A 13,055-nucleotide genomic window follows, 5' to 3' on the forward strand; every position below is an offset into this window, starting at 1 on the left:
AAATCTAATTTAGAATAAATCTATTCACATAAATACATAATAACAGAAGGGAAGTTTCATGTTTATGAGAACTAAAGCAATGTTAAAGATCGGTGGGGTTGGACTGCTCACTGCACTTGTATTAGCAGGATGTGGCAGCAAGTCTTCCGATTCAGGTACCAAAAAGCAGACGGCCAATTGGATGGTTGCCGCCAATATCAACACAATGGATGCATCAAAGATGACTGATTTGATTTCCAGTCAACATATTAACGCAACCAACGAAGGACTTTTGAGAATGGCCAAGGACAATTCAGTTGTTCCTGGTGTTGCCAAGAACTATACCGTCTCTAAAGATGGCAAGACTTGGACATTCAATCTCCGTCATTCAAAGTGGAACGACGGTAAGCCGGTTACTGCCAAAGATTTTGTTAACTCATGGCAGCGGACTGTTAACCCAAAGACGGCATCACAATACTCGTACATTTTCAATAACATCGAAAATGCTGAAAAGATTAATGCCGGCAAGATGGCTCTTTCAAAACTTGGTGTTAAAGCTGAGGGGAACTACAAGCTGGTCGTTCATTTGATCAAGCCACAAAGTTACTTCAAATACATGGTTTCTCAAAGTTACTATTTCCCAGAAGAAACTTCGATTGTTAAGAAGTACGGTTCATCATACGGAACCAATGCTCAAAAGAACGGCTATAACGGCCCATTTGTCTTAAAGGGATGGAACGGTACCAACGACAGCTGGAAGTTGGTTAAGAACCCTAAATATTGGAATGCCAAATCGATTAAGCTTGATCAATTAAACATTCAGGCAATTAAGGATCCAAATACCGCATTGAATGGTTATCAAAGCGGTAAGCTGGACTTCACGACATTAAGTGGAACCCAAGTTAAACAATATAAGAATGATAAGAACTACCACGTTTACAAACAGGCTTCAATTTATTACCTGGAAATGAACGAAAAGAAGTTCCCAATGTTTAAGAATAAGAACCTTCGAAAAGCATTCTCACTGGCAATTGATAAGAAACAGCTTGCCAACAAAGTGCTTGCGGATGGTTCACAGGCCCCTAAGGGATTTGTCGCTGATGACATGTCACAACGAAATGGTAAAGACTTTGCCGATGAATCATACGTTAAGGGCGCCGTTGACTACAACCTGGCCGAAGCTAAGAAGTACTGGGCAAAAGGTTTGAAGGAGACTGGCAAGAAGTCAGTCAGCCTGACATTGCTTTCTGACGATACCGACGTTGCCAAGCGGACAACTGAATTTGTTCAAAGTCAATTGACCAAATTACCTGGCGTTAAGATTACCAATCAAAACGTTCCTTACAAGACTCGTTTGGCACGTTCAGCTGCTGGCCAATTTGATTTGGTTATCACCGCATGGAACGCCGATTACCCAGATCCAAGCAACTTCTTGGATATTTTGACTTCCAAGAACGCATACAACAATGGTAAATGGAGCAATGCACAATACGATGCATTGGTTAAGAAGTCTGAAGGCGTAGATGCCGCTAATGAGACGGCTCGTTGGAAGGATATGGTTCAAGCAGAGAAGATCTTGATGAACGATCAAGGAATTGTTCCACTGTATCAACCAGCTATTTCAACATTAATGAAGCCAAAGATTCATGGTGTCCAATTCTTCCCAACCGCACCACAATGGGATTGGAGCAAGATTTCAGTTAAATAATCGGGTGAAAATTTGAACCTGACTCATAAAATCTGGTAGGAAGCGATCCAACGTTTCCTACCAGATTTTTTGTGATATCAAGGCTATTACTGCTACATCGATGTCAGATTCCCTTTATGCAGGATTGACTGCATAATTGTTTGATCCGGAATTTCCTCATATTGTTAGTAAAAGAATGGCTAAAAATGTGAATCGGTTTACCTGAGGTGTGAACTTTCGAAACGATTATGAGCTGTCTTAACATCAAAAATATTTTTACCAATAAATTATTTTGTGAAATGTAAACGTGCAAATGCCATGAATTGCCGGTAATACAACACTCGTATACGCATAAATAAATGCATATACCAATTTAATTATCTTTAAATGAGTTAAATGCTCAGATTGTATTTGCTTTTAATCAAATTTTAATTTAAAATAAGAGCATCACAAATGATATATTTCATAATTCAGAAGGGAAGTATCGCAATATGAAAATTAATTCATTAGCGAAGCTCGGTGGGGTTGCCCTTGTTACTGGCCTTATCCTCGCAGGGTGTGGAAGTAAGTCGTCACAGTCGAAGAAACAAGAAATCAGTTGGATGACACCATCACCAATCGCAACGATGGACACATCAAAAATGACTGATTTGTATTCAGCACAGGTTGCCAATGGTACCAACGAAGGACTCCTTCGAATTGCCAAGGATAACAAAGTTAATCCTGGGGTTGCCAAAAGCTACAGTGTTTCAAAAGATGGATTGACATGGACATTTAATTTACGTCATTCCAAGTGGAGCAATGGTGATCCTGTTACTGCAAAAGATTTTGTCTTTTCATGGCAACGAACCGTTAATCCAAAGACTGCGTCACAATATGCATACATATTTGCCAACGTTAAGAACGCAGACAAGATCAGCAGCGGAAAGATGGCCGTATCCAAGCTTGGTGTGAAGGCTGAAGGAAACTACAAGTTTGTTGTTTCTCTTTCAAAGCCACAAAGTTACTTCAAGTACATGGTTACTCAACCAGAATTCTTCCCACAAAATCCTAAGACCGTTGCTAAATACGGCAGCAGTTTTGCAACCAATGCAACTAAGAACAGTTACAATGGTCCATTTATTTTGAAGGGTTGGAACGGTACCAACGATACTTGGACATTAACCAAGAACAAGAATTATTGGGATGCCAAGAGCGTCAAGGTTAAGGATGTTAAGTTCCAAGCTGTTAAGACACCATCAACTGCTTTGAACAGTTACAACAGTGGCAAGCTTGATTTTACTACTTTGAGTGGAACCTTAGCTGCCAACAACAAGAAGAACAAGGATTACACCGTTTATCCTCAAGCTTCAACTTCATACATGGAATTCAACACCAAGAAGATTCCAGCACTTCGTAATACCAATATCCGTAAAGCCATGGCTTTAGCAATTGATAAGAAGCAAATGGTTAACAAGGTTATGCAAGGTGGAGACATTACACCTAAGGGCTTTGTTCCAGCTGATATGGCTAAACGAAGCGGCAAAGACTTTGCTAATGAAGCATATGTAAAAGCCGGTACCGATTACAACTTGAAGGAAGCTAAAGCCTTATTCGCAAAAGGTATGAAACAAGTTGGTAAGAAGTCATTGAGCTTAACCTTATTGGGTGCCGATGATGATGATACCAAGCGAGCAACTGAATTCGTTCAAAGTCAATTAACCAAGTTGCCTGGCTTGAAGGTTACCAACCAAAACATTCCGTTCAAGTCAAAATTGACTCGTGCACAGAACCAACAATTTGACCTGGTACTTTCTGCATGGATTGCCGATTACCCAGATCCAAGTAACTTCTTGGACTTGATGACATCAGATAACCCACAAAATGATGGTAAATGGTCAAACAAGCAATATGATGCTTTGATGAAGAAATCAGAAACAACCGATGCCAACAATGAATCAGCTCGTTGGAGTGATATGGTTCAAGCTGAAAAGCTTTTGATGAACCAACAAGGATTAGTTCCTCTTTATCAACAAGGTCAAGCAGCTTTGATCAAGCCTTCTGTTAAGGGTGTTCAACCATTCCCAACTTCACCACAATATGATTGGGCAAAGGCTTACGTTAAGTAATTATTAAATGAACAGTTCGATGTATTTGAGGCTGGTTATTGAAATCCGGCCTCTTTTACATTATTATGGGGTTTATGAAAAAACAGTTACAACATAATTAGAAATGAGAGGAACACTTATGGCAAAATACTTGGGAAAACGAATATTTTACATTATTCTGACCTTGTTTATCGTCAGTACAATTACCTTTTTCTTGATGAAATTAATGCCTGGTACTCCATTGACTAACCAAGCCAAATTGACACCGACACAAATTCATCAGATTTATAAGCAGTATGGATTGGATAAGCCGGTGTGGCAACAATACCTGGTCTACCTTGGTGGAATTATCCATGGTAACTTTGGTACTTCATTCCAGTTTAGTAACCAACCAGTTTCATACTTGATTACCAGCCGACTTGGACCATCATTGATTATTGGTGGCCAAGGGATGGTTCTTGGAGTTCTTGCAGGATTGATTGTTGGAGCTGTTGGTGCCATCAGAGCCAACACTTGGGTTGATACTTCAGCTACAATCATTTCAATTCTGTTTATCTCAATTCCTTCATTCGTTTTGGCGGTACTCTTGCAGTACTACCTGGGCTTGAAGTTGAGATTGTTTCCAATCGCTGACTGGGGCGGGTTTATGTATACCGTCCTGCCGACGTTGGCACTGGCCGCGTCACCATTAGCTGAAACCGCTCGATTTATGAGAACGGAAATGGTGGACGTCTTGAGTTCGGATTATATTGAACTTGCCAAAGCCAAAGGTCTTAACAAAGTTGGGATCATTTATCATCACGCATTACGGAATAGTTTAATTCCAGTTGTTACAATTATTGGACCTTTGGCCGTTAACATTATGACCGGTTCAATGGTTGTTGAAAATATCTTCTCAATTCCTGGTATTGGTGAACAATTTGTTAAGTCAATTTTGACTAACGATTATCCAACTATCATGGGACTGACAATTGTCTATAGTGCAATGCTTTGTGTTGTGTTGTTAATTACCGATATCGTTTATGGATTAATTGATCCACGAATCAGAATTAATAAGTAGGAGGGAGAATAATAATGGCAGACAATGCAAAACAAACTTCAGCTGCTGATTTCACACCGATTGCCGGTGCGGATCGGGCCAAGCTGGACGACGAAAAAATCGCAACGCCATCTTTAACTTTCTTACAAGACTCGTGGCGTCGATTGAGAAAAAATAAAGCAGCGATGATCGCACTGATTATCCTGATCATCTTATTCATCCTGGCATTTGGTTCAGGATTCTTCGAAACACATAATCCTAATGCTACCAATCCGAACCTGGCTAACTTGCCTCCTAAGATTCCTGGTATTGACATTAATGGGTTTAATGGAACAATCGAACAGTCTGGTTCACGAATTAATGCGTATGCCCAGGCAAACGCCGGAAATCATTTCTATATTCTAGGAACTGATTATCTTGGCCGTGACTTGTTCTCAAGAATTTTATATGGTACTCGAATTTCACTTGAAATTGCTTTGATTGCCAGTTTCTTCGATTTGGCATTCGGAGTTGTTTACGGAATTACTTCAGGCTGGATTGGCGGCCGGGTTGATACTTTGATGCAACGAATCATTGAAATCATGTTGTCAATTCCTAACCTGGTTGTCATGGTTCTGCTGATCCTGGTCTTGAAACCAGGTATGACCGCAATCATCCTTTCAATTGCGATTACCAGTTGGATTAACATGGCCCGGCTGGTCCGAGCGCAAACGCTGGAGCTCAAGAACCAGGAATTTGTCCTGGCGGCTCGAACGTTGGGAGAAAGTTCTTGGAAGATTGCCTTCAAGCATTTGTTACCAAACTTGAGTAGTGTGATTATCATTAACTTGATGTTCACCATTCCAACGGCGATCTTCTTCGAAGCCTTCCTTTCATACATTGGTATTGGTATCAGTGCGCCACAGGCATCACTTGGTACTTTAATCAATGATGGACAGAAGAACTTCCAATTCCTGCCATATCAAATGTGGTATCCAGCGATTGTTCTTTCAGTATTAATGATTGCATTTAATATCTTGGGTGATGGACTTCGTGATGCCCTTGATCCAAAGAGTAGAGAGTAGGTGTTTTGAGATGGAAAACGATAAAGATGTTCTTGAGGTAAGAAATCTCAAAATCAACTTCAATACTTATGCAGGTACTGTTAAAGCGATTAGAGATGTCAGCTTTGACCTGAGAAAAGGAGAAACCCTTGCGATTGTTGGGGAATCCGGTTCAGGAAAAACTGTTACTACAAGAAGTATTATGGGGCTAAATTCACCCAACGCTGTCATTGACAGTGGAACGATTATGTTTAAAGGCCAAGACTTATTAAAGAAGTCACGTAAGCAAATGGATAAGATCCGTGGTAGAGATATTGCAGAAATCTTCCAGGACCCAATGACTTCCCTTGACCCAACTATGAAGATCGGTAAGCAAATTGCCGAACCACTCATTATTCATAAAGGTATGAAACGTGAAAAAGCTTATGCCCAAGCCTTGGAAATGATGAAGTTAGTTGGAATTGAAAATGCTGAACAGCGGATTAACAACTATCCTCACCAATTTTCAGGTGGTATGAGACAGCGGATCGTGATTGCGATTGCTTTGGTTAACTATCCTGAAATCCTGATTGCTGATGAGCCAACAACTGCTTTGGATGTAACCATCCAAGCACAGATTTTGGACTTGATGAAGGAATTACAGGCTAAGACCAACACTTCGATCATATTTATTACCCATGATTTGGGTGTTGTTGCCGGAATGGCTGATCGGGTTGCTGTTATGTATGCCGGTAAGATTGTTGAATATGGAACGGTTGATGAAATCTTCTATAATCCAAAGCACCCATATACTTGGGGACTTTTGAACTCAATGCCGACAATGGATACCAGTGGTACAGAGTTACCTTCAATTCCTGGTACACCTCCAGATTTATTGGAACCACCAGTTGGGGATGCTTTTGCAGCCCGAAACAAATATGCCCTTAAAATTGATACTGAAAAGCAGCCACCATTCTTCAAGGTATCGGATACGCATTATGCTGCTACCTGGTTATTGGATCCAAGAGCGCCAAAAGTGACGCCACCAGAACCAATTATCGAACGTCAAAAGCACTATGCTAAACTTGTTCATCAAGAAATTGATAAGAGCAAGGGCAAACATGTTGAAGAACAGGAGGAACAACTGTGATCGATTATTCAGACGAAAATAAAATATTGCAAGTTGAACACCTGAAGCAGTACTTCAACATTGGTAAACCAAACGAAGTTAAAGCTGTCGATGACATTACCTTTGATGTCTATCGTGGTGAAACCTTTGGCTTGGTTGGTGAATCCGGATCCGGTAAAACAACGACCGGTCGGGCAATCATCCATCTGTATGAACCAACTGCAGGAAAGATCATTTTTGATGGTCAGGATGTTTCAAAGCTCGATTCTAAAAAGCAACAACAGACCTTCCGACGAAACATGCAGATGATTTTCCAAGATCCTTATGCATCATTAAACCCTCGAATGAAGGTTAAAGATATTGTTGCTGAAGGGATTGACATTAATCATTTGGCAAAAGATGATGCGGACCGTTCTAAACAGGTTGAAGATTTATTGGAAACTGTTGGTTTGAACAAAGACCATTCCAGCCGTTATCCACATGAGTTCTCAGGTGGTCAGCGACAACGAATCGGAATTGCCAGAGCGTTAGCGGTTCAACCACAATTTATTATTGCCGATGAACCAATCTCAGCTTTGGATGTTTCCATTCAGGCCCAAGTGGTTAACTTGTTGAAAAAGCTGCAGCGTGAACGAAACTTAACGTATCTGTTCATTGCCCATGACCTTTCAATGGTTAAGTACATTAGTGACCGAATTGGGGTTATGCATTATGGAAGAATGTTGGAAATCGCCAGCTCAGATGAGATTTATGCTCACCCGCTGCACGATTACACAGCAAGCTTACTGTCTGCGGTCCCAGTTCCAGATCCTGAGTACGAGCGGGCTCGTGTGCAGATTCCATACGATGCCAGTCAAGAATTTGACGGCAAGGAACGTTCACTGGTTGAAATCGTTCCACATCATTGGGTACGTGCCAGTGAAGACGAAATTCCAATGTATAAGAAACGCGCACAAGAGGATTCAAGGTTAAAGAAGTAGTGTGCGGAACCAAGCGTTTAGAGACTGAAATCTAACAAGGGCCAACCGAAAATCGAGTTTGATTTTTGGTTGGCCCTTGTTAGATGCAAGTCTCTGCTTGGTGGAGCACGATTCGGCTAGGTAGAAGGGGAGCCACCGAAAATCGAGTTTGATTTTTGCTTGACGCCTTTTAGATGCAAGTCCTTGCTTGGTGGAGCACGATTCGGCTAGGTAAAAGGGGAGCTCCAACCGAAAATCGAGTTTGATTTTTGGTTGGCCCTTGTTAGATGCAAGTTTCTGCTTGGTGGACCAAGATGCAAACCAACCATTCATTAAGTAATCCTAAAGAACACCCTCAATTTAGAGAGTGTTCTTTATTTTTAAACTTGGTTTAAGCCACCTTGGATAACATATAGTTATTCAATGAATGAAAGGCGGCATGTATTATGTCAACACTACTAGATGATACTAAAATGATTAAAAACGTTGTTTCTGCTCAACTTGCTAAAGTATTTTATCCATTTATTATGATTAAAACCGAAGATGGCCAATACTGGCAGCTTAATTTGTCCAATAAAGAAAAGCACGATCCATTATTCTGGGAATCAATGAAGCTGATTATGCGGTCAAAGATTTGGATTCCGGTTGGCCGTAAATATCATCAGACACTTGATGATGGTTGGCAGGTTCCAAGACAGGAAGCCTGAATGGTCTGAATTAGATTGCCTTAAAGTCCACTCCGAGCTCGGGGAGCGGTTAACCAGGATGCAAAGGTCCTATGACAAACTTAAAAACAAAGTTGGTCAAAAACTAAAAAACACATTGAATCGAGAAGGGGAATGAGAAGCTCTCCCAATCAATTCAATGTGTTTTTTTGGTTCTTCGTCAACTGTTGTTGGTGAACAAAATATTGGAGTTCTAATCACTTGGTGATTAGGGCTCTTTTTGTATGAACTCGAAAAGCGAACAGCACTCTTAGCCGGAATCTGAAGAAGTTTCGGTAACCAAATCCAGTGCGCTTAATGACTTTAATCTTGTTGTTTGAACCTTCTAAGGGCCCGTTGGTGTAGTGGTGGGTGAAAGTGTTGCCAATTTCATCATGATGAGCCGCCAAGGTTTGGAGGGCTGCCAACATCTCTTCCGAGCACCCCTGCAGGTGGTGAAAGGCTTGATTATAGTTGGGCCAGTCGCGGTTTTTGATGGTTTCACGTAACCAATTCATCACGTCGTAAGTTTGCTTGAGCTCGGGATCAATGTCCAGTAAAGCATCAACCACATCCGTGGCAGTTGCCGGATAAGGGAAGTTTGTCCACTTGCGGAAAGCCTCGTAGTTAAGGTGATTGGCCGGCGTTAATAATAGTTTCCAATAGCGTTTCAAGGCGTGATACTGGCGCGAGGAAGTGGCCAGGGTTTTCATGAGACGCACTCGCGTCTTGTTAAAAGCCCGGTTTAAAGCGTTAACTAAGTGAAAAGGATCAATAACAACGATGGCGTTCGGGAAGATCTGCCCAACCAATTTGGGATAGGTATAGTTCATATCGGTGACGATAATTTTCACATTTTCTCGTGCGGCTTGGTCATAATGCTGGAAATACTTTTGAAGCTGATAGATGGTTCTAAAGGGCAATAGGTCAATTAATTCGTGGGTTTCGGCGTCCATAAATTCAAAGCTCATCGCGTCGGTGGCACTCTTAGTGCTTTTAACTTCGTCCATGAGGAGAACTTTGGGTAAGTAGTGCCAGTTGGTTTTAAAGTCCCGTTCAGCCCGTAAGAGCTGCCGACCAACGAATGAATCCGAAGTGGACAATTCATTGGCAATGTGTTTGAGGCTCACTGGTTCCGTTAACTTCTCTAAACATTGTTTCCGGGTTGTATTTGAAATCGTGCAGTGCTTCGGCACTGCACTCGTCTGCGCCAGGAAGTTGGTATGACAAGCCTTACAGTGAAAGTTTCGCCGATTGAGGCATAGGATAACCGTGCTGCCCAATGTTTTAGCGAATCTAATGGTGGTCCTTCGCCAACCATAGCCAATGATCTGGTGATCATTAATAACCCCACAGTTGCGGCAAGCCTTGGGGGAATAGTTCAGCAACCCGTTTAATCGGATCACCCCATCATCACCTATTTTGCCATTCTCAATTTTTAAGTGTTTATCATCTATTCCTAACAACATTTTCGTAGTATCATTTGACATAGGGCATTTCCTTCTTTCTCTAAAATCTTCGTGGTTGTTGGTTTTGATGAACGGACAGGAAATGTCCGCTTTTTTATTCTAATGAAAAACAAAAAATCTGTCATCAGTAATAGATAAAAATCTATTACCAACAACAGATATTGTAGAGCCGTTTTTTTAGTTTCTATTTATTAAGAGTTTATTGATAAATCGTTATCCATTGTAGCCGCTTGAGACAACCGACCAGTCGCCGGTTGTTGCATCCATTTGTTCCAAGGCGCCGCTCGAAGTAACCCTGAAGCTGGCAACTTGTGGATTGGTTCCGGAATCGACGCCGCTCTTCTTGAAGGCTGCTGCATTATGGTTCTCCAATACGTTCACGTACATCTGCCCATTCTTCATTTGTGGCATGTAAGTGAAATCGGTGGATTCAACGTTCATGTTTGGATACTTGGCTTTTACATAAGGCCAAATCCAATTAACAACCTGTTGATCGGTTAAATGACTGGTAGTCGTATTTGCCGTTGATCCACTAACTGCAGCGGAACCAGATTGAGAAGTTACGGCTGACGATTCTGATGCTGACGTTGTTGGGCTGGTAGCCGATTGTGACATTGTCAAAGACGATGAAGTTAAGCCGTCGACTTTGATTTCATTGTTGCCCATGACTGAAATGCTGTAAACAACTGGCGTTTCATTGCTGTCATATGATTTCAAGACGTAGTTGTCACCATCTTGTTTGTATGAAACGTTGATTGTCTTATTGGCCGTCTCAGAGTTGTAAAGCCGGTGATTGGTGTCGTATTCATTAACGAAACTGCTGGTAGCAGTCGATGTAATGTTTAGAAATTGCTTGGTAAATGGCAACTTCTGAGCATCATTACCGGAATTATTTGTAAAGTCGGTTGCCCAAGTTCCTTGAACCGCTTGAGGTGCACCAGTTTGCCACTGGCCGGAAACCTTTGCGTCCGCAAGCACAAAGTTATTATTGACGTTGTGATAGGCGGCATTCACGGTGTAAGCCTGATGGCCGCCGTTAATCCAATTGAACTTCATATTGTATGATTTGTTCTTGTTGCTGACCATTGAAAAGTTATAAACATCATTTTGGCCGGTTGATTTCAATGATTTAATTTGGCTGTTATCAATGGTGCCGTCATCTTGCGAGGTTAATTTCCAGTACCATTGGCCGCCTTTTTTATAAAATTGGGAATATAGCTGATCACCATTGGAACTTTGCGAATCGTCAGGCACTTTGGCCTTGGCGGGTGATAATAGATTGTTTAATTTAGTTGAGCTGCTGGGTGCAGTCGAGGCATCCTCTTTGTCAGCCTGCTTATGGCCACAGCCCGCCAGTAAGAGAACTCCTGTCAGACTGATACCGATTAAAGGTAGAATTTTCTTCATGTTGTGAACCCCCTGTCGCCTTCATTATACCAGAGCTTGGCAGTATCACGCGTTCACATTTTCTTCAAATTTGTCAGATATAATCAAATAAATTAGGTGTGGAGGTGATCGCGTGCTGGACAAATTATTCAAACAACATCCTTACGTGGCCGCATGGGGAACTCTTGAGCTTATGTACCTTGTCAGCCTCGTTGTATGGGCCGTGCTGAGTTCCGGCAATTTTAGCAATGTATTTGTTGCAGGATTTCTCATTCCAAGTGTCATTTGTTCCGCCATTATCTGGACTGGTTGGAAACGGAAGCATTAATTCTTTCTTGAATCCAGTTCAACATGGGGTATATACTTTTTAATGTTTTGAAGGGATATTTAATCCAAATTGGAGTGGACAGAATGAATTTAAAGCAGCATCAAGAATGGCTGGTTGATTTTTATAAAAGACGGGATTGGTATCAATACTCTTCCTTCATCCGGCTGAACTTTTTAACTGAAGAAGTGGGTGAACTGTCACGGGCAATCCGGGCAATTGAAATTGGTCGCGATCACCCCGGGGAACATGAAACAGCCGCTGAGCGTGAATATAATCTTCACGAGGAGTTAGCCGATGTAATGGATCAGGTTCTGATTCTATGTGATAAGTACGATGTCGATCCTGATAGTTTGATGGCATTCAGTGAAAAGAAATTGAAAAAGCGATTTAATGAAAAATAAGCCGTGGGCAGAGATTCCTGCTCACGACTTTTTGGTTATAAATCTTCACTGACATTGTTAAAATATTCAACCGAATAATGACTGCCATCCCAATTAACCTTGGTCACGCTGCCGTTCTTAGTGGAAACGTCGACCGGAATATCACTCCACTTGGCAACCACGTTTCGAATCAGCGTTCCATGAGTAGCCAACAGAATTTTGTCGCCATCATTGGCTTTGGCAACCACATCGTCAATTGCTGGTTTAAGCCGTTTCCAGAACGTTTCGCCACTTTCGGCATCCTTGTACGGATCCGCAGCGGCAATGATGTCCTCGGCCTTACTGATACCAAATTTGGCAATCAGGCCATGAAAAGAATCAATGCCCATGGGGCCGGCAATCGTATGCCAGGTTTTCACGTCATCTTCACCTTCATAGTAACCAAAGTTCAATTCACGAAAAGCGGCTACTGGAATCGGCTGCTTTATTTTAGATGGATTTTCTTTTAAAATTAATGCACCGGTTTTCATTGCTCGGGAGGTATCACTGCTGTATGCGGCATCAAATGGAATTGTCTTTAGGCGCTTGCCTGCATCAATTGCGTCTTCGATTCCCTTGTCAGTTAATGGGGAGTCAATGACACCTTGAATCCGATGGTATTTGTTAAGAAATGTCTGGCCGTGTCGAACAAAATAAAGTGAAATCGTCATAAGTGTTCCTCCTAAGTATACAGGTATTTAAAACAACTAAATTATATCATACTATATCAGATAACATTCAGGTATACCAATCACAAATTCAAGCGATGGGTGAGTAACCTTGGAAGCCAAAAGATAATGTTTTTTGAATTGATAACGGTTTTATGCTAAACTGTTAAGTCAAGTTA

The 13,055-nt window shown here is 41.5% G+C and carries 12 protein-coding genes; 9 read left to right on the forward strand and 3 right to left on the reverse strand.

All coding sequences use genetic code 11. The annotated features are described in order from the left end of the window. Positions 1-64: 64 nt before the first annotated feature. The 7 genes from DNL43_RS07895 to DNL43_RS07925 all read left to right on the forward strand — a co-directional run bounded on the left by DNL43_RS07895 (position 65) and on the right by DNL43_RS07925 (position 8,609). Positions 65-1,687 carry a peptide ABC transporter substrate-binding protein gene (locus tag DNL43_RS07895; RefSeq protein ID WP_054769770.1) on the forward strand — a complete coding sequence of 541 codons (1,623 nt, stop codon included), beginning with the start codon at positions 65-67 and terminating at the stop codon, positions 1,685-1,687. Positions 1,688-2,157: 470 nt separating this feature from the next. Next, the gene (locus DNL43_RS07900; RefSeq protein WP_056981992.1) at positions 2,158-3,774 is read left to right on the forward strand and encodes a peptide ABC transporter substrate-binding protein; all 1,617 of its coding nucleotides are present in this window, start codon (positions 2,158-2,160) and stop codon (positions 3,772-3,774) included. A 118-nt stretch (positions 3,775-3,892) separates the two neighbouring features. Next, the gene (gene opp3b / locus DNL43_RS07905) at positions 3,893-4,813 is read left to right on the forward strand and encodes an oligopeptide ABC transporter permease (RefSeq protein WP_056981990.1); all 921 of its coding nucleotides are present in this window, start codon (positions 3,893-3,895) and stop codon (positions 4,811-4,813) included. A gap of 14 nt (positions 4,814-4,827) precedes the next feature. Then, entirely contained in the window at positions 4,828-5,856 is a 1,029-nt protein-coding gene (locus tag DNL43_RS07910; RefSeq protein ID WP_056981989.1) for an ABC transporter permease, read from the forward strand. 10 nt (positions 5,857-5,866) lie between these two features. After that, entirely contained in the window at positions 5,867-6,964 is a 1,098-nt protein-coding gene (locus tag DNL43_RS07915; RefSeq protein WP_054769768.1) for an ABC transporter ATP-binding protein, read from the forward strand. Then, on the forward strand, positions 6,961-7,923 hold the full coding sequence (locus DNL43_RS07920; RefSeq protein WP_056981988.1) for an ABC transporter ATP-binding protein: 963 nt from the start codon (positions 6,961-6,963) through the stop codon (positions 7,921-7,923). The genes DNL43_RS07915 and DNL43_RS07920 overlap by 4 nt, the downstream gene beginning before the upstream one ends. A gap of 425 nt (positions 7,924-8,348) precedes the next feature. Further along, a complete protein-coding gene (locus DNL43_RS07925) occupies positions 8,349-8,609 on the forward strand; it encodes a hypothetical protein (protein WP_054769766.1) in 261 nt (86 codons plus the stop codon). 215 nt (positions 8,610-8,824) lie between these two features. On the opposite strand, the gene DNL43_RS07930 is transcribed toward DNL43_RS07925, so the two are convergent. Further along, positions 8,825-10,096: an ISL3 family transposase gene (locus DNL43_RS07930; protein ID WP_156645051.1), complete on the reverse strand. Its 1,272-nt coding sequence runs from the start codon at positions 10,094-10,096 to the stop codon at positions 8,825-8,827. A 192-nt stretch (positions 10,097-10,288) separates the two neighbouring features. Next, positions 10,289-11,482, reverse strand: coding sequence for a hypothetical protein (locus DNL43_RS07935; RefSeq protein WP_156645053.1), 1,194 nt, complete (start codon positions 11,480-11,482; stop codon positions 10,289-10,291). A gap of 112 nt (positions 11,483-11,594) precedes the next feature. Between DNL43_RS07935 and DNL43_RS07940 the strand changes: the two genes are divergently transcribed. Continuing rightward, complete coding sequence (locus DNL43_RS07940) at positions 11,595-11,789, forward strand: hypothetical protein (protein WP_054769644.1); 195 nt, start codon at positions 11,595-11,597, stop codon at positions 11,787-11,789. Between the two features lie 83 nt (positions 11,790-11,872). Beyond that, positions 11,873-12,190, forward strand: coding sequence for a MazG nucleotide pyrophosphohydrolase domain-containing protein (locus tag DNL43_RS07945; protein ID WP_056982435.1), 318 nt, complete (start codon positions 11,873-11,875; stop codon positions 12,188-12,190). Positions 12,191-12,225: 35 nt separating this feature from the next. Here DNL43_RS07945 and DNL43_RS07950 read toward each other — a convergent pair whose 3' ends face one another. Further along, positions 12,226-12,879, reverse strand: coding sequence for a histidine phosphatase family protein (locus tag DNL43_RS07950; protein WP_056982436.1), 654 nt, complete (start codon positions 12,877-12,879; stop codon positions 12,226-12,228). Between the last annotated feature and the right edge of the window lie 176 nt (positions 12,880-13,055).

The sequence above is a fragment of the Lentilactobacillus kefiri genome, from assembly GCF_009739535.1.
GTDB classification, from domain to species: Bacteria; Bacillota; Bacilli; order Lactobacillales; family Lactobacillaceae; genus Lentilactobacillus; species Lentilactobacillus kefiri.